This is a genomic window from Microbulbifer maximicatervae (SeqCode) (assembly GCF_052467325.1).
In genome coordinates, this window is record NZ_CP174310.1 from 1,895,371 (window position 1) to 1,919,337 (window position 23,967).

The window sequence follows — 23,967 nt, forward strand, 5'->3', positions numbered from 1 at the left end:
TGGCCGCCCCTTACGGAGCGGCACCTGATGGAGAGCGAGAATTTAGCTCATAGCGTAAAAATCGTTTACCTGCGAGCCCTTGATCTACTAATCAGGCTAAATGCTTCGACGTTGTTCATTAAATTCTGCGCGATCTGCTCGCCCATGACTTGGCCTGCAATATTGTCAAAGTCCCAGTGCACTCCGTTATAAATGCGGCTGAGGCCATTTTCCTGTTGAGCGGCGGTATAGGATTCAAAACGGACAGGTACCAAAGGCCTCGGTGTATCCGGCGTGAAAGGGTCGAAGCCTTCCCCATTGTATTCTTCCGATACAAAAGTAAAGGGCTGGTCTCCAAACATACTGCGCATAATCTCGAAGGTGGAAGCACCGAAGGTAGCATGACCCGATGGGTAGGAGGGGAACGGCGGTGTTGGCCTAATCGCAATGGTGGTATTGATGACTGACACCCCTACCGGCAACCATTGCTCATCCTGCAAGGTCGATGGGTTGTCGTCATCGATGCGAATACCGGTAACCGGTCTCCAGTAATTATAATAGTATTTACTGTCCCACGCAGCGATACCAGAATCCGCCAGCCCCACATTGATCAAAGCAAAATACCGGGCCAGATCCAGCTCATTCTCGACTTTGTTATCCAGTGCTGCCTGCAGGGCGATAAGGTTATATAGTCTCGGGGGAATGCCCAATAACGGTACGCCGTCATATCCCCAGTAATTCCCGATAAATCGTGTCTCTGCTGTGGATGTCGATGGGGTAATAGTATTGGCTGGGGACCCGCCGAGGGCCGCCACTTCCTCATAGGCTTCGGCATATTCCTCTGACGTAATTGTAGGCGGAATCGGACTGCGGAATTGATCACCTGAACTCAGTGAAAAAGGTGTCACACTGCCCCAATAGGCTCCGAGGGCCACGGAGTCGTGCCCAACTGGGTCCACAGGATCTGGCTGCCATTCTCCCGGTACCGTAGCACCCGTGTTGACCGAAGTAGAGTGATAGGTGTCATCCCCATCCGCGACAGCACCGCCCTCACCATAAGCGGGCTCCAAGTGGTCGGCCTTATCGTTGCTTCGCACCGCGAGCATGGCCGCAGCGGCGGCTTCGCCGATCACTTGGCCCTTGGCAATTCTTTCGGCACTATCTCTTGACTGGTCGAGGTCGGATTGCAGTAATTCCTGCAATCGCTCTGCCTGATCGGGGTAGAGTGCGCGCAAGGTTTCGTAAGCGGCGTAAGCGATAGCTGCATCTTTGGATGCATCTCTGGTGTCGAGCACACCGAGATCATTATAAGGTTGGTATTTACCGTCAAAGGCGTTCAGAGCGTCAAACACAGCAGTTTGTACGATGGCGAATGCGCGACTGGACCGGGTAGGCCCCCCCTGGTAGAAATCCACTTCACCGGTATCAGGGTCGGGAGTATGATCGATAGCCGATGAGTCGAGCATCGTGTTAAACCAAAATACAACACGATCTCTAGGTCTATTAAGCTCACCAGACTTCCCCGATGTCCGCTCAAGCCGATCAAGTACACCTTTGGAAAGAGTTGATCGGCTGGTTTCTCCTAGATAAGCACTGGTTTGTCCCTTGGGCTGCTTACCCTTCGTCTTCTGAGCCTGTACAACATCCGTTGCCAGTAATAAGCCGGCTGCTAAAAAGCAGGCTGATGTTTTTAAAAAGATATGGTTCATTGTATTACGTCCTTAGATATTAAAGGGCGCGCTGAATCAGTACATCTATCAGTGGCCGTAAGTATGCTTTCGTAAATCGCATCAGGCTGTAGAAATCATGCCGAGTAATATTTCTCGCAAGTCTCTGCTTGCAAACTACAAACCTGCCCCCTATGTTGATCCCTACCGCTTCATATCGATTAATTTCATACATCCCTATAGACATGGCGCCGATAATGAAGAGAAGGCCAAACATCAAAATGATTCTCTTATCAGGTAGTTATTTCTTAGATGCTGAGCCAAGCTGAATACGGCTCGCCCTCCCATTTCCTGCTACTAAGGGAGACCATTTTCTCAACAAATTGCGGACAATGGACCTGTATAAAAGTGCTAGATAAAGGTTTTTCAATCAGAGCGAATATGATTTTAAAATTAGCGATCAGACGCTGTTTCCCGCACCGACAATTTACCCATCGGCAGCCTCTTCATCACTACGACTAAAAGTCTTTGATCTAACCTCGAAAAATACTCCAGCCTTAAGCAAGCACATAAAAACGGATTGATTGACTACCGATGCTAGTTTGGATTTTTGTAAATTCATCTCTTTACCTGTTATTCAACCTTGTCTAATTTCCCCATTTGAAACAAGTTAGTATTACCTGGCGAGGCAAACCTCGAATATAATAATTATTACAAATCTATAGACCACGGTTTATCAACACGGTTCCTGACAATTATTTTCATAAATTTACACACCCGTTAAATTCAAACCAGTGGAATTTCCCACCACAAGAAAAACTTCCACAACCAATTCCCAACCAAAAACCCAATACTAAAAAATATTAATAAATACGTAACTACAATTAACATCTAAACGCGAAAATCATAGTCAGCACAACAAAAACAAAGTCGTCATACGCAAGGCCCTGAGCATTCGAAACAATTAAATTGCCAGTAGATGACAATTCACAGACAGTGCTATGAGAAATATACTCTTGAGATCACACACATACAGAACCTATAGAAGCACCCTCCACTATCACGCTATTAAGGCAGTAAAATAATAAAATACATTGCACATTCACTATGACCCAATGTAAACACCGCTTAAGGGATTAACAACTTTCCATGCAGACAGTTAGACTTTTAGATCAACACTTAGACTAGGCAAATAGTTTATTTTCCAGTTTCAGCAACTATTGCCCCTGAAACACTCTATCTACTCAACTAAATTTTACTTGGAATGACAGACGATATAATCCAGAACTTCAATAACCAAGCCTAAAAAAGCAATTGCTATTACTTATTTATAGCTCCATAGCTAGACGGTATTATTCGATCGAAAATACCGATATGGAGATAAAACATCAGGCGTGCAAGCTAACTATTGAGCCATTTTTGACCCAATAAAGCGGACATAGTGCAGAAATGGAGATTGATCATTGTTCATGGAGCCATCCACTAACAACACTTGATTATCTCAACCCAGGAGCAGAGAGCTGATTAGGAGTGGGGAAATAAGCCTGTTCATCTAACAGGAGAGAGCGAGATTGGTGTATCACAAGAAGTAATACACCAGATAGGTTAATAAATCTTTCCAACTTCAGGAAACCATGCTCTTAGATTGAACCCAGTTCAATCACCTACCAAAAGGTAGGTGATTGAATTTGCTAGTTACTGACAGGAGCTCTCTTCCCAAAACTGCGGAGCAGCAGATGGAGACCACCAGTTTGGTCCATAGGTTGAGATATAGACCTGGCCACCGAAGGTCACTCTATCGCCAACCTGGTAAGCGCTATCTCCCGCGTAGGGTTGATTGAACTCAGGGCAGGAAACTGCGGAGCTATCGTCTCCACTATTACTATCAGAGCTGTCATCGGAGCCGTTATCAGAGCTATCGTCTGAACCACCATCGGAGCCATCGCAGGTAGTTTCATTCCAGAATTGCGGTGCAGCACTCGGCGACCACCAGTTTGGCTCATGTGTAGATTCATAAGCAACATTGTCATAGATAACTACGTCGCCAATCGAGTAGCCTGGATCACCACCATACTGCTGGACAAACGCTTCACAACTAGAGTTTCCGGAATTTCCAGAGTCGCCATTGTCTCCACTATTATCCGAATTATCGTCACTGGAATTATTGTCGTCATCGGTAGAGTCATCATCCTGGTCTTGGATAAGCTCATATCCAATTTCAACACTCTCTAAACTGCTACCTTCTAACAAGTAGATACTGTTGATGCCATATAGAGGCTCAAAACTACTGCTTCCATCGTAATCACCGGCGCGGATGCTACTCTGTTCCTGGTTAATCAGCTCAGCCAAGTCGTGAGACCAGTTTTCAGCGATACCCTGCTCATCTGAAGCAATTTCCAGGACAGTAGAATATGAGGAGTTTTCACCGGAGCTATCAAATACACGAGTATAAACTTTATCGCCCACATTTAAATCTTGAGTTGGATTAATAGTGCCTGCAACACTCCAGTCAGTATTGACAACATTATCACCATCAAACTCGACATCGATAACGTTATAGAAGGCATTAACCGTATCACCTACATCCCAAACTGCAAGAATTACGTGGTAGCCTTCACGTTCTGGCACCTGACACTCGTGTGTCGTATTGACCGCAGGCTGCTCATAGTTGCCATCAACCTCACAGAATGGATCCAAATCAAATTGATCGCGGGTTAAAACCGCATTTGGATTCCAACCTTCTTTGGTAATGTAATATTTCCAGTCCCGGGTTACATGATTGGCGGTAAAGCGCCATTTAAAAGTTTGCCAACCGGAGCTAATATAATTCTTAACCCAGCGATCAGAGGACTGCTCATTTAATTCTGACCAAGAGCTATCTCCTGCACTGGCTATCTGCCCATCAGCAGGACCACTTTCAGGGAAACCTTCATCCCCTTCTATACTTTGCGGTTCCCATTGAACAGCACCGCAGTCAACATTCATCTCTCCCGTATCGAGAGCATATTTGCACAAGGTTCCACGAGCGGATGCAACGCCACCATCAGCGGCCTCTACATAGCCATGGCTAAGTGCATTTGAACTCATACCGGCCAGTGCTATTGCCATCAGGGCACTATTTAATACAGGTAGTTTAATTGCAGATGCTAGTTTGGTTTTTCGTAAAATCATATCTATGCCTGTTATTCAATTTCGTCCAACCTCCTTCCCCAGCTGAACCAGGTCCTTATCCTCAATACACATATTCGATGTGTAATGTTGGCGACAGAATTATGGACCGCTACTTAACAGCACGGTTCCTGACAATTATTGATATAAATTTACAAACTTCAGAAGATCACCAGTGCACCATTTTCCCTTGAAAATAATATTAAGGGGTATTTTTTTTCAAGAAAAAATAATCGATTAAAAAATAGGACGAAAAAACTACAGAGACTCCTAAAATAGAGAACAGGCAAACCTTTAACAGGATGAGAAATTTCACAGACGATTTTTAACTTAATACAAGCCCCCACACTCATTAATTATCAATAGGTGACACCCCTCTCTCACGAACAACCCCCTATTACAATTCAAAACAGATAAGCCTGACTGCCTTAAAACCATAAATCTCTCGATATTACCTACCCGCAAAAGTTGCCAGCAGGGCGGAAATTGGCAGCTACCCCAACCTACGAACACGTATTTCATCCTGAGAAAAAGACCTCTTTACAAATCAGAGAACTATCACTGTCACCGCTTTTTTTAAACTGTCACTGCAAGTGTTTTCCTGGCAACAAATACAACTGCAGACCAGTAAATTATTCCTATTAGTAAATTACCACTGGGATAAAAGACCTATATTCGCTCACCTCTGTCTACACTGGAAAAGAACCCGGATGATTTTGAGTTTCCCTAACCAATCATTTTCTTGTAGTCACCATTCGTAGTAGGAAAGGTAGGATCAGGGATGATGTTGTACTTGATTATCCGCAGGCTCGGCCTGTGTCTGTTATGCTCTTCTCTTTTGCTTCCAGCCTGGTCTTTGGCTGAAACGGCAAAAAACCCGGATAAACGGTGGGCTGCAATTGTTGGAGCCGGCCCGGGATTTTCCAATCGTCGCAACGAGCTCACCCAATATCGCCTTGCCATATCCAAGGACCTGCCCTGGCAGTGGTCCCTTGCTGAAAAATGGACGCTCAAAACACGACTGGAGACCAGTTACTTTGAATGGCACTCCAGCCTGGACGATAGCGATCCAGACGTCTCCAAACGGGGAGAGGATTTAGTTCACGGTATGTCAGTGAGTCCGGTATGGAGGCTTGAGTACCTGCCCCAGTGGGACAAGCCTATCTTTCCCTACTTCGAGTTTTCCGTGGGGGCCAGTTACATTACTGAGTCCAATATTGTGAGTAAAAACACAAATCACACAACTCTGGGATGTCATTTCCAGTTTGAGGATCGAATTGGATTGGGCTCTGACTTTGGGAGTGAGCGCCGCTGGGGAGTCACAACTTACGCACTGCACTACTCAAATGCAGGAACCTGTTCTGAAAATTCCGGAGTGAATTTTTTTGAGCTGCGGTTGCACTATAACTTTTAAAGAAGAGGATTGAGCGGGCGCCGGCTAGATGTCAGCGCCTGTAGTCGTTAGCGGGCCCTAGAGGATGATATGCGGCAGATAACGGCTCATGTCCTGGGTAATCAGGTTTGAATCTTCCCGGATGGACATTCCCGCTGCCAAGTCATCAACGAGCCAGCTTCCCACCAGGGTATGGTTCTTTCCAAACTTGGGCAGAGGATGCAGAGCCTGATAGATAAATCCTTCTTGCCCATAGGGGCCATCGGATAGCAAAGTGGTATCCGCTCCTTTTACTACCGAAATATTCGCCCCTTCTCGTGAAAAGATTGGCTTCTTAACTAATTCCGGGAAATCCGCAGCCTTGTCCAGCTCATCCTCAAAAAAAGAGGGAAGCAGATTCGGGTGCTCTGGAAAAAGCTTCCACAACATTGGCAGAAGCGCCTTATTGGAAATAATCGCCTTCCAGGGCGGTTCCAACCAACGGACATTACTTCCTGCCAACAGGGTCCCGAACTCCTCGCGGAGCATAAATTCCCATGGGTACAGCTTAAACATCCAGGTAATTACCTGATCATTCAAATCGGTAAACTGACCCACTTCATCCCGACCAATATCTTCGATAAAGACAAAATGATTATTGATCCCCGCTTCGGAGGCACAATCCTGTAAATATTGAACCGTGCCCCGGTCCTCTTCCGTATCTTTACAGCAGGCGAAATGCAACTCCCGCCCCGGGGTCAGGAACTGTAAATCATGGAAGCGGTTAACCAGCTTTTCCTGCAGGCTATTGAACTGATCAGACTGTAGCGGCAGAGACCTGCGATCGACATTGTCCTGCAGCCACAACCACTGCCAGAAGCCGGTTTCATACAGAGAAGTGGGAGTATCAGCATTGTTCTCATAGAGCTTTGCCGGCCCCTGTCCGGAATAGGCAAAGTCCAGGCGAGAATAGAGACTGGGGTCGCCGTTACGCCAGGATGTTCGCACAAAGTCCCAGTGCTGCTCGGGTATACAGAACCGCCTCAGCAACTCCTCATCCTCTAGCACACGGGCAACGACATCCAGGCACATCTGGTGAATTTCTTCAGTGGGATCTTCTATGTGCTTTTCTATCTGCTCCAAAGAGAATTGATAGTAGGCGCTTTCATCCCAGTAGGGTTCGCCATACATGGTATGGAAGTGAAACCCAAACTCCTGCGCTCGCTCTTGCCAACGCGGGCGCTCACCAATCGGCAACCTCAGCACAAATCAACCTCCCCAGCCGCGCGAACCACCACTGCTGGAGCGACCCCCTCCCCAGTTGGATTTGGCCGATGCCACTGCACCAAAGCCTCCACGGGAAACAGTTTTGGTAACTTTAGGCTTAGGCGCCGTAGCGCTTTTATCCACCTTATAAGATGAACGGCCATAATCGCCAATGATGCCGCCGTCAGCTGTCATCAGCTTGTCGCGGTAACGGGAACCTGAATAGCGGTAGACCGGGTTGTAGTAGCCATAGTTATAGTGGCGATCCCTGTCATTGAGCATGGAGCCAACCATAAAGCCCGCCATCAGAGGCATCCAGACGCCGCTACTGGTCTCTTGGCAGCTACCGAACTCAGCCTCACACTGAGAGAGACGGGAATACTTGGGCCCGGTGCGCTCCGCTTCCTCAACCGCGCGCTGATAAGCTGCTTCACATTGAGCTTCGTCCAGCTGGGTATTGGCCACACAGTCATCTACTGAAGAGACAACTTTAACTTCCTCATCTGAGGAGCAACCGACCAGGGCAGCCGCTACACCTAAGGCAAGTGGGCGCAGTAAAAAATTGGAGCCACCGCCCTTGCGCATCCTTGCCAGGTTAATATTCTTGGTACGCTTCATTACCACCCCCAATTAGTAGCTCATGCAAGCCGCATTCAATACGCCAACAGCGATTGTAGTTGCAGCCAACATAACACCGGCACTCACCTCTCCATCTTCGATGCGCTCAACAATACGCGGCATAAACCCAAAGCGGATAATGGCAAAAGCAATTAACTGGGCGATCAATGCAACCAAGGCCCAGATGGCGAAATCGACAATAGAAATAGAGTTACTTGCAGCACCACCAACGGCAATTGCAAAACCCAAAACAGCACCACCAAAACCAATAGCGGCAGCCGTATTCTTATCTTCGCGGATCAACTTCCACTCATCGTGAGGCGTCACCAGTGCGTATAAAAATTTAAACGCGATCAAAAGTACCAGCGACAGGCCAAAGTAGGCCGCAAAATGCAAGATACCAGTCAGTAAATCATAAGGCTGGTCCATTAAATATCTCCTTATTATCCGTGTATTGTTATTTGTGAGGGGGTCAGAGTAATGCCGGTGCTAATCACCAGGCTGCGGCTTAAGTAGCCTGCATCCTCTTCTTTCTCTTCAGCTGAGAGAAAAAGGGATTCGGTTTGCTGATCAGACAATTCGCGTTCGAAAAGCATGGTGAATTGATCCGTTACTGAATAATCACCATCTTCATCGTAAGTCTTCTCGGCCATATGCACTGGGTTGTGGTAATCCCCTGCTGCGGTCCATACACGGCTATAAGAGCGATCCTGCAGGTGATAACTGGGTGCGCCAATATCACTCTTTAACAATTTATTCCAAGCCTGCTCCGAACCGACATCCAGAGTGTCGTAAAAATGGAACAACTTTACATCGACAACATGCTCATCCCGCTGACCGCCCTCAGCAATCACTTGCAGCCAGGCATCATCATCAGTGTAAAAGCGATAAATCCAGGTACCATCTAATTCGACAACACCGGCCGCTTTAATGATCTGGGTCGGTGAACAGGATTCAATGGTCAGTTCATCGAGTATCAGACGAATAGCCAAAGGGTCCAGCTCAAAACTCGCCCCCATTCGCAAGCCCATAATTTCTGGAGTCTTGACCTTTGGAGCGTCCTTTCCCTTTATTTTATTTATCAGTTTGGTAAACATGTACCAACACCTTCTTCATTACTTTTTATATCGAAACAGCTTTTTTCATCGAGCCGCTTTGCAGAGATATAATACAGCATGTCGCCTTCGGTGACCTGATCGGTAAGCCCCGGGTTCACGTCAATTTTAACCACTCCCTTTCTACGTACCGCAATTAAGGTCGCGGAGAGATCCCGCTTAAAATGGTCAAATAATTCACCGACAGGAAGAGGCTTCTCTCCCCGATATTCAACGCTGTATTGGGTCATGCCGTAAGTGCTATCGAGCAACTGTCGGTGCAACCTTGCGGAACCGGGGTCAAGCGAGGATTTTGCCAACATCTCTACAGCGACAGAGGGAATACATTCAATATTGGGACAGTGGGCACGGAGCAATTCACCCACATTTTCATCTTGGAAATAAGCCGTTTTATGGCTGTTCGGGCTGAGCTTGTCGCAGAATAAGGCGGTTGTAAGGGTTACATCATCCAGAGGGTTGTCGATAATAATTCGAGCGGCATCGGCCAACCCTGCCCTCTGCATACCTTCCCCGTGGGAAAACGATTCCACCCGGACAAAATCAATCTTACCCGGCATCGGATTTTCGATATCGGCTTCAACACAGAGGACAATCTCTGCTGCGCTACCGTTTGTTTTGGAGAGTAGCAACTCAATCAAGCGGAGCGTTCTGGTACCGTTCCAGCCGATAATTACTGTGTGATCAATATGGTTTGTCATACGCAAGCCCTTCTTGCCGCGATGCACAAATTCTGAAACCGCAAAGCCAATTCTTGTGACCACCATGGCAAACAGGCTGAGGCCCACTGGGATCACCCAAGCGGCAACTACGACTTTACCCTCAGGGGTTACCGGGGAGAAATCGCCGTAACCTACTGTCGATGCGGTAACGACCAACCAGTAAAAGAAATTCTCGCCCGCGACAATATCAGCTTCACCGGCAATTTTGAGCAGCCAATAGGAGATGAAAACATAGCTGCCTACAGCTATGAGAATGGTGGTTACATTGGCCCGAATGAAAAGCGACGCCAGAAGGCGTCGCACTCGATAAAGCAGCACTGTGTTAAGCCTTTTCGCGGCCCGCTAACAGTTGAGCCAACTTATCGCTGCCACTTTTCTGGCCGCCGGGCTTGATGCCCGCCGCTTTCAGCTTGGCATCCAGGCTGGAGCCGGTTTCCTCTGAAGCCAGCTCTTCCGCAGCTTCAAGCTCAGCAGCACGCTGCTCCTGCTTGTTTTTGATGCGATCCAGGCTGTCCAGCGCTGTTTTGATCTTGCTGTTCGCACCCATGTGGCGGGAAGAAACCGCTACCTGTGCTTTTTGAACAGACTCAGTCGCTTTGATCTGGTCAATCTGCTGCTCCATACGGCGCACATTGGTTTTTGCCTGGGTAATATTACCTTTCAGGGTGCTCTCTGAACTCAGGAATCCATCCAGGATGCTGCGCTCAGTTTCCAGCTGGCTTTCCAGCTCGGTAACACGCTCTGCACACTCAAGAGCGAGTTCGTTATCGCCCTTTTCACTCGCGTTGATTGCGTGAGTGCTATAGGTTTCAACGTCGGCTTGCAGCGCTTGGACCTTACTCTCAGTAAGTTTGCGCTTCGCCATGATTTTGGTCAGGTTTTCATCGCAAGCTTTCAATTCTTCCTTCGCCTCGCGTAATTCTTGGTCAAGAATACGAATCGATTGGCTATCCGCTACTGCTTCTGTTCCTTCGTTAACTGCGCCTTTCAAAGCAGTCCAAATTCTCTTAAGGCTCATGCTACACCCTCCGTTTCAAAATGATCGGCAAATAAATCCAGGAAGTCACCCACATTGGAAAACAGGGTCTCAACCTCCTCGATAACAACTTCGTCCTTGCTGGACACCGACAGAGCACCGAAAGCGACGTAGTAGTTCTCACCACCAATATTCTTAATCGCAATGGCTGTCAGGGGCACCAGCTGATGTGTTTGCAGAACCATTTCATTGAGCGCTGCCACATCATCTACCTGGCTCACGGGAAACAGAATGCTCTCTACAACTATCTGCTTCTCGCCAACATAGACAAACGCATCGACGCCTTCATCGTTGGAAATACTGAGGCAATCCCCCTCAGATTCGACCACCCATCCGGAGTGGTTTTCCGCCAATTGGCGCAGGTTCTCATTGTTCCAGGTCATCTCAACTCCCTCGCTGTGGAATATTGGTCACAAATATAGCACCAAAAAATCTGCGGTCAATAACTTATTACAAACTAATGTTGCAAATAATACACACAAAGATAATATTTACCACATTGGTGATAGTGAATAGGACGGAGTAGAGCCCATGGACCACAAGCAAAGCCTGAGCAACCAGCAAGCGCTGACCCCTTACAAGCAGGCAATTGCTCGCTATGTGCGCGCATCAATGGCACTAAAGGGCATGCGTTACGGGGATCTCGCCCAAGCACTGGCCGAGAGAGGAATTTCAATGACACCGGAAAACCTGCGCAGCAAAGTCAGCAAGTGCATGTTTTCAGCAGATCTGCTGGCAGCCATCATCGATGCCATGTCGGTGGAGGACAGCGCCATGCTTGAAATCCTCAAACAGGCCCGTGAGCTGCAAGATCGAGGACTCTATGCCGAGCAGGAGAAAAGCTAACACGCCACCTCCTTGGACACCAGTACACGCGATCACACTTTGACTCCGTCGTCAGTAATCAAGCTTACCCGCTGAAGAACCGGGGTATCCACGACTCACCTGCACAGCTCCTTTACAGGTGAGTTAGTAGTGATGCAATTTGACGACTGGCTCACCATTACCACACTTTCCGACAACCTCAGGCTCTGAAAGCTTGGCCCCCGCAGGAATAATCTTATTCGTTGGCCACCAAACAAAGCAGGCATACCTGAAATTGACTGCCCAGTTACAGTAGAGGCGTCCGTCCTCTTCCTCATAGAACCGCGCCTGGCAGAAACTTAAAGTGGGACTTCGCACCCCTTGAACCTGCTGGGGATCAGCCAAAGAAACTTGCACTCCGGCAATTGCAACCACCGAGAGGGAGAGAATCAGCAACCAGGATTTCATAGATCTACTCTGGAATTTTGCTCAAACCTCCTTGAAGACTAGCAGCTGCGGCGTAACTTTCATCCCTGAACCCTAAACAGCAGCACTAACCTTCAGGAATAGCAGCTTCAGATACAGGCACTTTTTCCTGCTTAAGAATCGTCAATAATTGCTCGATGCAGCCCTGCCGGTCTTTTAGCCAGTTAATATACGGCAGGGGAAAAACCGGAATGCCCGCCCGATACAATGCCTTGTAGACCTTTACACTAAAGTAAGACTCGTAGTCGCCAGGATACCCAATCAGGTCAATACCGATAAAACGCCCGCTCACAGCACAAACCACATCTACAATCTGCCCAGCCACAGGAAAGCCTACCCAATGGGGAATTTCGTGCTGGGTTAATAAATGGCTAACTTCACTCGCAAAACGACATACGATTTCATCACCCTGCAAATGACAGCCAACGGAGTATGGAAACTCAACATATTGACGCAAGAGATGATCCGAAGGGAGAGTTTGGGGCTCAATCGACAACGCAACCAACTGCTTTTCTTTTGCCCTGGTAATTGCGACATTAAACACATCCGCTCGGTTTAAGTAGCTGGCTGCCCGCAACGATTGACTATCAATAGCCATGGAGATAAGCATTAAATCTCGCTCCTCTCCTTGAAAACCATAGGGCGTGGCAACGCGCACAGAAAAACTCTGTAACTTCTGCGAGGAGAAGACCTTAATCAACTCCCCTTCCAAATAATCAGCCTGATCCCGATAGGGAGACAAAACACCGACCGACGGCCGAATTGCAGCATCGGCATAGCGCTCGAAATGTGCTTTCAATTGCGCAATAACCCAGTCGCGCTCTACGGTGTTTCTCCCATTTTTCCTCCGGCGCCCTGGCAGTTGATAAAATTCTAACGCCGAGCCCAGTAATGGTTTGGGCCTGGCCCGCATAACTTTCAAGCGGCCGGAGTAAAAAGCATGGTTACTGAATGCGATCAGCTCTGGATGGCTGCGAAAGTGCTCATCCAGCATCACAACAGCTTGTTGAGTGGGAATCACGTCTGAAGCCAAATCCAAAAGTGATTGATCCCTATAGCTCAGTTTTGGCGGCACCCCGGCATCTTTTACCACTCCCTGCCAGATACTTTGCTGCCGGTTGCGGGAAAGAAATGAAACATGCCGCAGTTGTTTACTGTCACCGACAATCACTGCCCGCTCAGCTCGAAACAGAGCCGGCAGTGAACTCGCAATATCACACTGGGTTGCCTCATCAAAGACTACCAAATCGAACATGGCGGGCGATAACGGCAGCACTTCATTGAGTTCATCTGCCTCCACCAGCCATATGGGGAACGCCTGCATTACCACCCGCATATCAGTTTGGGCAAAGCGCTCCGCCTGTACTTTTGAAGTTCGAGATCGCAAGGCTTGATTGAATTGGCTCAGGGTACTTCGATTCTTTTCCAGCAGTCTGTGCAATGTATCGCGGCGATAAGTATTCAAATACTGACTTGCCAGGCTTTCAAAGTTGCGCCGACAATCATCAATCGCACCTTGTGATTGCCACAGACTTTTAACACTCAATCGATTTGCAAAGAAGCTCCAGGCATGTCGTGCTACCCACTGAGCAAACCGACCTACACTAACAGCGCGCGCCAATCCCAGCTCTTTGGAGAAGCGCTTCTCCAAGCCCCTCAAGGCTCGATAAGCCCTCTTCAGTTCCCTCTTCACCTGGGCAGGCTTTCTCTCTGGAAGTTCCACCCCCTCTTTCAGCAGCCTATCCAGATGAGCTTTCAAGCTGGGGATAAAACCCCGCTCCTCTCGATGTACATACCCCTGAGTCAGCCCGTACTCATCTCGCAACTTATCCCGCACCACATCCAGTGCTTGCTGGTTTTTCGATACCACCAAAACACTTTCACCATGCAGCACTCGATCAAGAAGCATAGCGGCGATCGTAAAACTCTTTCCCGTACCGGGCGGACCTGAAACAAGGCTAAGAGGAAAGCGAGCCGCATTTTCCAGTGCCCTCTCCTGAGCCCCACTCAACAGACCCGGCAGCATATCCGGCTCACACGCTTTCTGTGCAGTTTCCCAGTGGCACTCTCCCAGTAATGCCTGTAACGGAGGAGATAATTTTTTTTCCCTGCCTAAAAGTTGTAATTCGTGCAGTACTCCACGAGAGCCCCTCGATCTATCCGCAAGAATTACCGCACCCGCCGAGACCAAGGACAACTGAGCACCCTTCAGTGCACTTTCAATAGCTGCCTTACCACTCAAGTTAGGCCAGCGCCCCAATTCCTCTACATTTTCCAAAATAGTGTAATGGGTTAGCCAGCGACCGACGTCAGCCAGCTGTGTCGAAGAAAGCGGCGAAGCAAGCACTGGGAAACTATCTGTTATTGAGGAATCAACATCAGGTTTAAGCAGTTGACGCAAAACAGGGAGATTAACGTGAATGTTTGCAGAGTTGATCTCTACAAAACAATCCTCATCAAAATGTAGCTTGGCGGGAAAATAAAGTAGTGGTGCACAGAACTTGCGTTTTGCACTTAGTCCAGATTGGAGAGCGTAGTTACCACAAATAAACAGGCAACCATAAATCAGCCGCCGCTCCTTTCGGTAAGCATCCACTTGTTCCAGCAGTTTTGCTCCCGCAGTAGTGGAGATAGGAACACGTGGTAACTCATCAGCCCCCAAGTAGTCCCGCTCATCCAAGAACAGACGACGATTCGATTTGAGATTTAGAATATTGTTGAGGGAGAGGTCGTAACTGTCAGCTTGATAGCAGCGCCGAAAGTATTCGATTAACTTCTTGGGGGGATGCTGCATTTCAAATAACTCCTGGGGGACAACAAAATTCTAACGGATGCCGGAATCTTGTTATACCCCCCAGAGATTACTTGTCCTCAGCCATCCGCCATTAGCGATTGATATTTGCGGCGCTCGCCCGCACTCAGCTGAAGATCATACTTATCTACGATTGCCATAAACCGCTTGAGGTAAACTTGCTTGACTGGTCCATAGGGCGGCATCCACTTGTCCGGCCCTTTGTGGCCTTTACTTTGGTTACGACCGTCATCAACCAGCCATAAATTCTCGATGTCCTCAGCAAACCGCTGCTTTCGCTTGCGCGTCCAATCGGCTCCCCCGTGATCGTGCGCCCACTTTAGCGGCACAATATGTTCTACATCAAGATCTGAGGCTTTTACAAAGAAGCCGCCTGTGTAGGGATCCAGCCACAAACCGGTGTCTACTTTGCAGTGATTGGAGCGGGTATAGGTTACCGGGGATAGTGAATAGCGAATTAACAACTCATGGCGGGTATCCTGACAATCCCGATCGGAATCAGACCACTTGGGCAGCCACTCCGCCCGATCATAGGACGCTGCAAAAGCGGAAAAACTGAAGGAGAAAACTACAGCAATGGAAAAAAGCTTAGAAACTGACCGAACGCTCATACATCAACTACCAATCAAACCAGAGCGCTAGGTTACAAGAAAGTGTGTACCAATTGTATGCGGCGGTTCAAATCAATAAGAAATGGTTCAAACGTTATACAAAACACCCCAAATGAAAAAATAGGGCTATAGCAAGAGTAATCAAGAGCAGGATATTTCGATCAATTTTTTTACACCTAATAAAAATGCCCTGCCTGATTAACGCTTGACAGGGCATAATTTATCAATGATAGATTTTGCTACTTGTCCAGCCCTACCGCTTGAGGGATATAGATTGCGTGCAACTGTCCTCCGGCCATCATTTCCTGAATCAATTGTGTAGAGGGACCATTTTTTTGGTCACGCACATTAAAGGAATTCAGGTAACTATCCACTCGACCTTCAAAATCATAGTGAAACTGGGTTGAACTCAAGAACCAACCATCACCCAGAATATCGCCCACATAAATAACCCCGGATGCTTCAGCATCGGTAGAGAGCGCAGCCTCTATCCCGGTATCATCCAGCCCACTGCGAACCTTGGAAGATTGTGAGTAGTATTGACGGTAGGGCTTACTCTCCACATGCTCTTCCAGCAGTGCTTGGTATTCCTCATCGGTAGGCTCAGCTTCCAATTCTCCACTTGCCAGCTGTTTCTCGATCTTCAGATCGAGCTCGTCTTCACTATCGCCAATAATTTCCGGGTTAAATTCGGCAACACGAATCATCTCTCCGGTTTCAGGGTCGAGAACGTAGATTGGTGAGTAATAATTAGATTTATCAAATTGCAACACCAGGCGAGTCTTATTATCGACACCAGCAACCGCTGCCATATTGTCGAAATTCTCATAGTTGTCAGTTATATCGCCATCGGATTTGCTACTCACTACTCTCTTGATGATTCCACCATCTGTTGGATTGGTGATATCCGCAAACTCAAGCTGGTATACACCGTACTTGGCTCCAAAATAAAAGCTATTGGGATCCAATGGGTCCCAATCACCATCTTCCGGAGAACGCCACTGGGAGACCTCCATTCCAGTGGTATGAATACGGAAGGCCTCCTGGCTCATATCGCGAATATCTTCTGGCTTCCCATCTCCGTCGGTATCCTGGCTGGAGAGTTGTACCAACTCAAACATCAATTCGTTATCGTCGAACAGCGCTCGATTGTTACTATCACTAAAATCAACCATCGGCGCGCCATCGCTATCCAGAACCCGAACCGCATACAGCTCACCATTGGTCAAGCCAGCCTTATCAACTTCACTGCCTTCATTGGTTTTTTCACCAACATAGACTGTGAGAAAACCTCCATTGCGATAAGCATCATCTTCATCACCCCGAGGCCGTTCATCATCGACAGACAGCAGTATGGTTTTATCCTGTGCTTTATAGTTGGGTACGATATTCTCAAAGCGAGATTTACCGAGTAGTGGCAATTCATAAGCATCACCAGCATTGTCTCCGGTTGTCAAAACAGCGATACCGCGACCGATATAAATTTCCGATTTGTCGTACTCGTAGACAGACTCGATCTCACTCTTGGCTTTCGCCTCACCACTGATGCTACCAAAAGCATCAAATCGAAGGCCTTCATAACCACGCTTCTCAACCAAACCATCGTAATAAGTTTTGAGGCTCTCGCCACCGTCACTCTCTTCGCCGGTCAAGAACATCCGCACCTGGGTACCTTTGCCGCTTTCCGCATTATAGAAAGCAGTTTCAGCTGGCAGAGTTGCGGAGCAGAAACGTTCGAATGCTCCCGTATTCACAAGGTCCCCATCCGCATCAAAATAGGGTTTCATTTGTGTTACGTAGGTATATCCTGGAGATTCAGCAACCTCACCATCCGTGTCATACAGGGTACGCCGCCAGGCATAAACACCTTTAATCAGATCCTCACCACCCTCAATTTCCCCGGTGGTTTTATTGATTACCCACTTTGAAATGAAGGTGCCTGTCGATCGGAGACTGCGATTTGAGTTCTCCAGCACCACCCCATCACCGCCAACAAAGTTGTAGTGTTCCTGATTCATAAACAGGGTAAATGTACCGTCGTCATTATCCAGATACCCCAAACCATCGGGTTCTCCAGACAAGACATAAAGGCCATCCGTATCCGCAGCATCGAGACTTGGGTGTTCCTCGAATATAGGAAGCATATCCTGTTGGGGAACGTTTTCACTGGAGTAATCGGTGGGGAGATAACCATTGCTGAGCAGATTAATTACCTTGACGTTTTCAGCCGTGGCGACAACATGTGGTACCTGTATTGTTGAAGGACCAATATGCGCAGCAGCCTCAGAACCAGCAACTGATTCAAATAGACTGACTTCCTCTGGCACTTCCGGATCTGGAGTTACCACTACCGGATCATCATTATCGTCACTACAACCAGCCAAAATTGCCGGCATAGCGATAGCTAACGCTGCTCTTTTGAAAAATTTATGATTTTTCATTGCCACTCCAATGCGTTGTTTCCCCACCCGAAGGCAGTTCCAGTTATAAAGGCGGCATAGAGTAGTTGTGCTAAATGACAGACTTAATAAGGTTTGATTACAGGCGAAGAATAATTTAGTTCAATAAATTTAATTTTCTGCACAAAGCTCTTCATATATTTCAATGAAAATCTCCCTCTCAGAAAACAACCTGGCAATTAATGGATAAAAAACGAAGACAAAAAAAATCCCGTACCAAGTGAATAGTAACTTGGCACGGGACTCTTAAATCAGCCCCCAATTAGGGCAAGCATGTTTTAAACGGATACAGGTTCGCTAATAGCCGCCTCTTTGCGCTTCTCTTTGGTTTCAGTTTCCCCGCCGATTACTTCGTTGGGTCTCACTTTGTGGAATACCGCGTAGAACACAGGGATTGCAATCAGTGTCAACACCGTAGCAAATCCAAGCCCACCCATAATTGTCACCGCCATATCCGCAAAGAAAGCGTCGAACAGTAGCGGGGACATTCCTAAAATAGTAGTGACAGCGGCAAGGAATACCGGACGCAAACGGCTAACGCTGGCCCGCTGGATAGCTGTCAATCTCGGTAGGCCCGCATGAGTCTGAACCTCAATCTCATCCACCAAAACCACGGCATTTTTAATCAACATACCAGACAAGCTGAGAACACCGAGAAGAGACATAAATCCAAATGGTAATCCCGTCGCCAACAACCCGACAACAACACCGACGAGACACATAGGAACAACCAGCCAGATAATCACTGGCTCCCGAACAGTACCGAACAGCAATATCGACACCAGGATCATAATCAAGAAGCCCAAAGGTAAACCTTTACCTAACGACTTCTGCGCATCGGTAGAACTCTCGTACTCACCACCGAATTCAACCTTGAAGCCTGGTGGCAACTTCATCTCTTCAACCCAGGGACGTATGCGACCAAAGGCTGCCATTGCCGTAACACCTTCAGGCGCATCCGCACTGATGGTAATAGTCGGCACCCTGTTGCGTCTTTGGATCAATCCTTCATCAGCGGTTAACTCGAAATCAGTAATCAACTGTCCTGCCGGAATATATCCCTGCTCATTAGGGCTCCACACCAAGCGGTCTTCCAGTGAACCCACCTGATTGCGATCTCCCTCTGGCATACGGGCAACAATAGGGATAATACGGTCACCGCTTTCAAAGTCGCCAACGGTGTAACCCGCAGTGGCAAACTGAATCATACGGCTGACATCAGCATTGGTAACCCCGGCAACTCGCGCTCGCTCATCATCCAGATGTGCGTGCAGAGTAGGCTCTCTGCTGCGCCAGTTGTGACGAATATCTTCCAGTCCTTTTTCACGGAACTGCTGTTCTACACTGACCGCCAAGGTACGCAGTGTCTGGTAATCCGGACCTGAAATACGCACTTCAACATCCGATCCGCCACCGGGACCAAACACCAGGCGCTTGAAAGTAATCAATGCCTCCGGCTGCGCTACACGCAACTTCGCCTTGGCACTCTCAATCAACTGGGGGATTTGCTCCCGGTTTTCAGTGCGGACAATCAACTGGCCATAAGACGCATTGGGTGGCTCGGGAGCATAGGTCAGCATAAAGCGATCAGCCCCGCGACCAGCTACCGCCGTTACGGAGACAACTTCATCCTGCTCCTGGAAGAATGCAGTCGCTTCCTGAAGCGCCTTGTCTGTACGGTTAATATCACTGCCCTGAGGCATGAAGTAGTTAACATAAAACAGAGGAGCATTTGAATTGGGGAAGAACCCCTGCTTCACAAACCCGAAAGCAAAGTAGCTGGCCAGGGTCACCACAATAAGTACTGCAATGGTCAGGCCCCTGCGCTTCAAAGCTCCTGATAGAGCACCGGAGTACATATTGTAGAAGCGGCCATCGTAAGGATCTTCCGAGTCGGCTTGCTTACCCGGCTTAAACAGGTGATAGCCCAAGTAAGGGGTAATAGTAATCGCCAGTATCCAGCTGAGTAACAGGGAGATACCAATTACCGCAAACAGGGAGAAAAGGAATTCGCCAGTAGCATCATCGGACAGACCGATACCGGAGAACGCCATAATACCGATAATGGTCGCGCCCAGCAGTGGCCAGAAAGTCTGGCGGACTACACGCCTGGCAGCACTCTTAGGCTCTTCTTTTCTCTGAACCCCCATCAGCATCCCTTCGGCAACCACAATGGCATTATCAACCAACATACCCATGGCGATAATCAGGGCACCGAGAGAGATCCGCTGCAAATTCAAGCCAAACAGGTTCATGATTAACACGGTGCCCAAAACGGTCAAACCGAGGACAGTGCCAACCACAACACCGGAACGCCAGCCCATAAATACACAAAGTACTAGAGTAACGATCACGACAGAAGAAACCAGGTTAAAGAGGAAACCGTCAACACTCTCCTCTACTACCTGATGCTGCTCGTAGATAGGATGGATTTCTACACCCAGGGGCAATGCCTGTTTAATCTGCTCCAGCCTGGCCTCTACCGCCTTGCCAACGTTCACGATATTGGTATTTTCCGCACCGGCCACACCCAGCAGAATGGCCTGCTTACCATCAAATCGGGCAATAAAGCTTGGGCTCTCATCGTAACCGAGAGAAATATCGGCGATATCACGGACGGCCAGCATCGCGGTTGAACCGGGTACGCCGACGAGAATATTACGAATGGATTCCAGGTCACTCGCAGGATTATCAACCAGTATGCGGGTACGTAAATCCTGACCTCCAATCTCGCCGACTTTCTGGGTCGAACTTTCAGATTGCAGTACCTGCGCTAAGTCATCCAGGGAAAAACCAAACTGGGCCAGGCGGGATTCATCAATATCCAAGTAAGCCACTTCGTCGATAATGCCTGAGCGGGAAACCTTGGCAACCCCCTCAACTCCCAGTAACTCCCTGCGAATCGCTTTGGTAATTTCACGCATTTCAGTCAGCGAAAACCCTTCTCCGGTAATCGCATAATAAATACCGTAAACCTCACCAAAATCATCATTCACAATAGAAGGTAAAGCACCGCTGGGCAGGTCACTTTGAGCATCATTAACCTTGCGCCGCAATTCATCCCAAACCTGGGCAAGTTCCTGCGAGGCATACTGATCTTTGATTTCCACCCGAATTTCAGACATTCCCGGACTTGAGGTGGAAGAGACCTTGTCCAGCTGCCCCATTTGTTGGATGGCCACCTCAAGCTTTTCGGTGACCTCCTCTTCTACACGCTGGGCGCTGGCGCCTGGGTAGAAAGTGTAAACACGGGCTTCCTTGATCGTAAACGCAGGATCTTCGAGGCGACCAATATCTGAAAGCCCCCAAAGACCACCGATTAAGCAAATCAGCATCAACAGCCAGCTATAAACTGGCTTTTCTATAAATATGTCAGAAATCTTCACAACATTTTCCCTACTGTTAACAGGGCCAGAGCTAACACACTAATTAGTGCTGTGCGTAATTGCGTACTTTTGCACCGTCATAAAGGTGCTGGCCGCCGGTAGCAACCAGTTTCATAGAAGGGCTAATGCCATCTTTAATCTGAACCGACTCACCATCAGTACGCCCGAGGGTCACGGAAGCTTTGGAAACAGATTGGTCTGCATTAATTTGCCAAACATAGGGCTTACCTTCCGGGCCAGTCTGCACTGCTGAAAGGGGAACCCACAGATCACCACTCGCTTTATTCAACTTCACACTAACGCGAGCGGTCATGCCTGGAAGGATCTGTACATTTTCGGGGCGGGGCATTCCAAACTCGACAACGTAAGTCTGGGTAACGCTGTCTGCCTCAGCCTGGTGCTCACGGTAAGTAAGTGGGAACTCCTTGCCCGGCAAAAATTCAAATTCGGCGGTCATGGAGTTGACTTGCTCTTCATTAACCGTGGCCAACAGCTTTTCAGGCACGGAGATTTGAATTCGAACTTCAGAAATATTCTGCAAACGGACAATTGCCTGGCCGGCCTGGACGTTGGTGTAATTCTCTACCAGCTGGCGAGTCGCCAAAGCATCGAATGGAACCCTTAGCTGGGTATATGCCAGGTCCTGCTCAGCACGTTCCAGGGTAACTTTAGCCAAGTCAAAGTTACTTTTCGTTTCATCCAGCTGCTGCTGTGAAATAACTTTTGACCCTGCCAGAGAGCGCTGACGATTGAGGGTTTTTTCCAGTAACTCTACATTTAATCGTGCTTCTTTTACCCTGCGCAGGTAATCCCGCTGATCAAGCTCTGCTATCAGGGTTCCCTTTGGAATAATTTCACCTTCGCGAATTGTGAGCTTGTCCAGCTTCCCACCGACCTGGAAAGATAGGTCGACACTCTGCACTGCCTTAACACGACCGGCAAACTGTCGATCTTTGACCTGGTTATTACTGGCAACGGTAGCTACTTTCACGGGCCAGACGTGCTCTGCTTGCGCCTGCTCCGTCTTCGATTCGGAGCATCCTGCCAGAACTGCAACTGCTGCGATCAAAACGGCCAATGAGAAACGCGATCTTGGCGATATATTCATATTCATCATCCACAAACTGTATTAACTGGGGCTGACCTTTAGTTCAGGTCGGCAGAGAGCGCCAGCAGACGTCCCTGTAAACGTTCAATAATCGGGTCTTCAGACTCAACCACACCGAGTACGCGCCCCAGGAACATGCCCTGGGCCGCCAGGATTAGCAGTTCCGCCATTTCCGGGTCACGATACGCATCGCAGATATCGCGACGCTGCTGCTCCTCTTTGTCTTTTACCGGTCCCAGCAACATGGGGTCTTCGGCCACGGCGGCGATCAGTGAGCGAGGCAGCCCCTTGTCGTCCTCCATCAATTCAAAAATGCTCTTCAAGCGCGACACCAACAAGCTGTCCCCGGAGGACACAAAAGTGGCAACACTGTCATCTTCACGAGCTATTGCCGCCTCCAGCATCGCTTTCAGGAGTGACTGCTTAGTTCGAAAATGATGAATCAAACCGCCCTTGCTGAGCCCGCACTGTGCAGCCACCGCATCCAGGGTCAACTTGCGCGCCCCGCGATCCCGGACTACTTCTTCTGCTGCTCGAACAATGGCAGCTTTGTCGACTCTCGACACATGACCTCCTGGGCATCACCAATCAAAACCAACCGGTTGGTCGGTATCTTAGCGGCAACATTTCAAAGGTCAAGCTATGCTACGCTCCCTCCCCAGAAAACATGGTTAAAAAGTGTTACGAGAGCGTTAAGTTCACGCTGGAGAGATGATTTATGACGGATCGGTACTGCCCCTGTGGATCGGGCAAGCCCCTTGATACCTGCTGCGGACTCTATTTGTCGGGAAAGGCTTACCCTAATAATGCAGAAGCGGTTATGCGCAGTCGCTATACGGCCTTTGCAACCGGAAATTTTCGGTACCTGAAAAAAACCTGGCATCCCGACACCTGCCCAGAACTGCAAGCTGAGGATATTGAAACCCAGTGGACACAATTGGAAGTTATTAAGAGTAAGGCGGGACTAAAAAAGTCGATTGTGGAATTTAAGGCTTGGTATACAGAAAATGACCAAGAACACCTGATTCACGAAATTTCACTATTTAAGTTATTTAAGAAGCGCTGGGTATATTTGGAAGCTCTACCCAACTGGCCTAATGGGAAATAGGCTAGCAGAGAACGCGGCTAACTAAAGAGGCGATATCAACGAAAAAATAGCAGCAAAAGCCTGGGGGCGGGAGTCGCACTCCCGCACCTCTTTACGCAGCTTCTGCTTGCTAGCGAAACGACCCGAAGATTTTGCCTTTACGTGGGCACCGCCCTTTCTCATTAGCGGATTACGCGCAACGTAACTACGAATTTTTTCTTTCTTTTTCATAAAACTTCACCTTTTACTTTTAGTAGATCCACTCTTCCAAATA

Annotated in this window: 20 protein-coding genes; 3 read left to right on the top strand and 17 right to left on the bottom strand. The window is 48.3% G+C overall.

Annotated features, from left to right (window positions below):
• Nucleotides 1-65: 65 nt before the first annotated feature.
• Together ACJJIE_RS08575 and ACJJIE_RS08580 are read right to left on the bottom strand one after the other, a co-directional pair.
• Nucleotides 66-1,688, bottom strand: a complete 1,623-nt coding sequence (locus tag ACJJIE_RS08575; protein WP_282933392.1) for a vanadium-dependent haloperoxidase — start codon at nt 1,686-1,688, stop codon at nt 66-68.
• Between the two features lie 1,653 nt (nt 1,689-3,341).
• Nucleotides 3,342-4,817 carry a lytic polysaccharide monooxygenase gene (locus ACJJIE_RS08580; protein WP_444894302.1) on the bottom strand — a complete coding sequence of 492 codons (1,476 nt, stop codon included), beginning with the start codon at nt 4,815-4,817 and terminating at the stop codon, nt 3,342-3,344.
• Nucleotides 4,818-5,595: 778 nt separating this feature from the next.
• Here ACJJIE_RS08580 and ACJJIE_RS08585 point away from each other — a divergent pair.
• Nucleotides 5,596-6,228 carry an acyloxyacyl hydrolase gene (locus tag ACJJIE_RS08585; protein ID WP_444894303.1) on the top strand — a complete coding sequence of 211 codons (633 nt, stop codon included), beginning with the start codon at nt 5,596-5,598 and terminating at the stop codon, nt 6,226-6,228.
• 57 nt (nt 6,229-6,285) lie between these two features.
• Here the strand turns inward: ACJJIE_RS08585 and ACJJIE_RS08590 are convergent, their stop codons facing one another.
• From ACJJIE_RS08590 to ACJJIE_RS08620, 7 genes are read right to left on the bottom strand one after another with little or no spacing between them, the layout of a single operon-like run.
• The gene (locus ACJJIE_RS08590; RefSeq protein WP_444894304.1) at nt 6,286-7,452 is read right to left on the bottom strand and encodes a glutathionylspermidine synthase family protein; all 1,167 of its coding nucleotides are present in this window, start codon (nt 7,450-7,452) and stop codon (nt 6,286-6,288) included.
• A 3-nt stretch (nt 7,453-7,455) separates the two neighbouring features.
• Nucleotides 7,456-8,070: a DUF1190 domain-containing protein gene (locus ACJJIE_RS08595; protein ID WP_282933397.1), complete on the bottom strand. Its 615-nt coding sequence runs from the start codon at nt 8,068-8,070 to the stop codon at nt 7,456-7,458.
• A 12-nt stretch (nt 8,071-8,082) separates the two neighbouring features.
• Nucleotides 8,083-8,499, bottom strand: a complete 417-nt coding sequence (locus ACJJIE_RS08600; RefSeq protein ID WP_282933398.1) for a DUF350 domain-containing protein — start codon at nt 8,497-8,499, stop codon at nt 8,083-8,085.
• Nucleotides 8,500-8,513: 14 nt separating this feature from the next.
• Nucleotides 8,514-9,167 (bottom strand): YjfK family protein, encoded by a 654-nt coding sequence (locus ACJJIE_RS08605; RefSeq protein WP_413665198.1) that lies wholly within the window; start codon nt 9,165-9,167, stop codon nt 8,514-8,516.
• Nucleotides 9,152-10,222 carry a potassium channel family protein gene (locus ACJJIE_RS08610; protein WP_413665197.1) on the bottom strand — a complete coding sequence of 357 codons (1,071 nt, stop codon included), beginning with the start codon at nt 10,220-10,222 and terminating at the stop codon, nt 9,152-9,154. Before ACJJIE_RS08610 ends, ACJJIE_RS08605 begins: the two co-directional genes overlap by 16 nt.
• A gap of 4 nt (nt 10,223-10,226) precedes the next feature.
• Entirely contained in the window at nt 10,227-10,922 is a 696-nt protein-coding gene (locus tag ACJJIE_RS08615) for a PspA/IM30 family protein (protein ID WP_282933401.1), read from the bottom strand.
• Nucleotides 10,919-11,323: a DUF2170 family protein gene (locus tag ACJJIE_RS08620; RefSeq protein WP_108732689.1), complete on the bottom strand. Its 405-nt coding sequence runs from the start codon at nt 11,321-11,323 to the stop codon at nt 10,919-10,921. The genes ACJJIE_RS08615 and ACJJIE_RS08620 overlap by 4 nt, the downstream gene beginning before the upstream one ends.
• A 148-nt stretch (nt 11,324-11,471) precedes the next feature.
• Between ACJJIE_RS08620 and ACJJIE_RS08625 the strand changes: the two genes are divergently transcribed.
• Nucleotides 11,472-11,786 (top strand): DUF6471 domain-containing protein, encoded by a 315-nt coding sequence (locus ACJJIE_RS08625; RefSeq protein ID WP_108732688.1) that lies wholly within the window; start codon nt 11,472-11,474, stop codon nt 11,784-11,786.
• Between the two features lie 123 nt (nt 11,787-11,909).
• On the opposite strand, the gene ACJJIE_RS08630 is transcribed toward ACJJIE_RS08625, so the two are convergent.
• The 7 genes from ACJJIE_RS08630 to ACJJIE_RS08660 form a co-directional block, all read right to left on the bottom strand.
• Nucleotides 11,910-12,212 carry a hypothetical protein gene (locus tag ACJJIE_RS08630; protein ID WP_282933402.1) on the bottom strand — a complete coding sequence of 101 codons (303 nt, stop codon included), beginning with the start codon at nt 12,210-12,212 and terminating at the stop codon, nt 11,910-11,912.
• Nucleotides 12,213-12,297: 85 nt separating this feature from the next.
• Nucleotides 12,298-15,024 (bottom strand): DEAD/DEAH box helicase, encoded by a 2,727-nt coding sequence (locus ACJJIE_RS08635; protein WP_444894305.1) that lies wholly within the window; start codon nt 15,022-15,024, stop codon nt 12,298-12,300.
• Nucleotides 15,025-15,101: 77 nt separating this feature from the next.
• Nucleotides 15,102-15,653 (bottom strand): GmrSD restriction endonuclease domain-containing protein, encoded by a 552-nt coding sequence (locus tag ACJJIE_RS08640; RefSeq protein ID WP_444894306.1) that lies wholly within the window; start codon nt 15,651-15,653, stop codon nt 15,102-15,104.
• A 239-nt stretch (nt 15,654-15,892) separates the two neighbouring features.
• Nucleotides 15,893-18,094: a hypothetical protein gene (locus tag ACJJIE_RS08645; protein ID WP_444894307.1), complete on the bottom strand. Its 2,202-nt coding sequence runs from the start codon at nt 18,092-18,094 to the stop codon at nt 15,893-15,895.
• Between the two features lie 296 nt (nt 18,095-18,390).
• A complete protein-coding gene (locus ACJJIE_RS08650) occupies nt 18,391-21,498 on the bottom strand; it encodes an efflux RND transporter permease subunit (protein WP_444894308.1) in 3,108 nt (1,035 codons plus the stop codon).
• 43 nt (nt 21,499-21,541) lie between these two features.
• Complete coding sequence (locus ACJJIE_RS08655) at nt 21,542-22,606, bottom strand: efflux RND transporter periplasmic adaptor subunit (RefSeq protein WP_444894309.1); 1,065 nt, start codon at nt 22,604-22,606, stop codon at nt 21,542-21,544.
• A 38-nt stretch (nt 22,607-22,644) separates the two neighbouring features.
• Nucleotides 22,645-23,172: a TetR/AcrR family transcriptional regulator gene (locus ACJJIE_RS08660; RefSeq protein WP_282933409.1), complete on the bottom strand. Its 528-nt coding sequence runs from the start codon at nt 23,170-23,172 to the stop codon at nt 22,645-22,647.
• Nucleotides 23,173-23,324: 152 nt separating this feature from the next.
• Here ACJJIE_RS08660 and ACJJIE_RS08665 point away from each other — a divergent pair, with 152 nt between their 5' ends.
• Complete coding sequence (locus tag ACJJIE_RS08665) at nt 23,325-23,714, top strand: YchJ family protein (protein WP_444894310.1); 390 nt, start codon at nt 23,325-23,327, stop codon at nt 23,712-23,714.
• Nucleotides 23,715-23,735: 21 nt separating this feature from the next.
• Here ACJJIE_RS08665 and ACJJIE_RS08670 read toward each other — a convergent pair whose 3' ends face one another.
• Nucleotides 23,736-23,924: a hypothetical protein gene (locus ACJJIE_RS08670; RefSeq protein WP_413665191.1), complete on the bottom strand. Its 189-nt coding sequence runs from the start codon at nt 23,922-23,924 to the stop codon at nt 23,736-23,738.
• Nucleotides 23,925-23,967: the final 43 nt, after the last annotated feature.

Bases quoted from the DNA above. Each gene is read 5' to 3' on its own strand.
- ACJJIE_RS08575 (WP_282933392.1), bottom strand. From the start codon at position 1,688: ATGAACCATATCTTTTTAAAAACATCAGCCTGCTTTTTAGCAGCCGGC.
- ACJJIE_RS08620 (WP_108732689.1), bottom strand. From the start codon at position 11,323: ATGACCTGGAACAATGAGAACCTGCGCCAATTGGCGGAAAACCACTCC.
- ACJJIE_RS08670 (WP_413665191.1), bottom strand. From the start codon at position 23,924: ATGAAAAAGAAAGAAAAAATTCGTAGTTACGTTGCGCGTAATCCGCTA.
- ACJJIE_RS08595 (WP_282933397.1), bottom strand. From the start codon at position 8,070: ATGAAGCGTACCAAGAATATTAACCTGGCAAGGATGCGCAAGGGCGGT.
- ACJJIE_RS08625 (WP_108732688.1), top strand. From the start codon at position 11,472: ATGGACCACAAGCAAAGCCTGAGCAACCAGCAAGCGCTGACCCCTTAC.
- ACJJIE_RS08605 (WP_413665198.1), bottom strand. From the start codon at position 9,167: ATGTTTACCAAACTGATAAATAAAATAAAGGGAAAGGACGCTCCAAAG.
- ACJJIE_RS08630 (WP_282933402.1), bottom strand. From the start codon at position 12,212: ATGAAATCCTGGTTGCTGATTCTCTCCCTCTCGGTGGTTGCAATTGCC.
- ACJJIE_RS08600 (WP_282933398.1), bottom strand. From the start codon at position 8,499: ATGGACCAGCCTTATGATTTACTGACTGGTATCTTGCATTTTGCGGCC.
- ACJJIE_RS08655 (WP_444894309.1), bottom strand. From the start codon at position 22,606: ATGAATATATCGCCAAGATCGCGTTTCTCATTGGCCGTTTTGATCGCA.
- ACJJIE_RS08645 (WP_444894307.1), bottom strand. From the start codon at position 18,094: ATGAAAAATCATAAATTTTTCAAAAGAGCAGCGTTAGCTATCGCTATG.
- ACJJIE_RS08640 (WP_444894306.1), bottom strand. From the start codon at position 15,653: ATGAGCGTTCGGTCAGTTTCTAAGCTTTTTTCCATTGCTGTAGTTTTC.
- ACJJIE_RS08580 (WP_444894302.1), bottom strand. From the start codon at position 4,817: ATGATTTTACGAAAAACCAAACTAGCATCTGCAATTAAACTACCTGTA.
- ACJJIE_RS08665 (WP_444894310.1), top strand. From the start codon at position 23,325: ATGACGGATCGGTACTGCCCCTGTGGATCGGGCAAGCCCCTTGATACC.
- ACJJIE_RS08615 (WP_282933401.1), bottom strand. From the start codon at position 10,922: ATGAGCCTTAAGAGAATTTGGACTGCTTTGAAAGGCGCAGTTAACGAA.
- ACJJIE_RS08635 (WP_444894305.1), bottom strand. From the start codon at position 15,024: ATGCAGCATCCCCCCAAGAAGTTAATCGAATACTTTCGGCGCTGCTAT.
- ACJJIE_RS08585 (WP_444894303.1), top strand. From the start codon at position 5,596: ATGATGTTGTACTTGATTATCCGCAGGCTCGGCCTGTGTCTGTTATGC.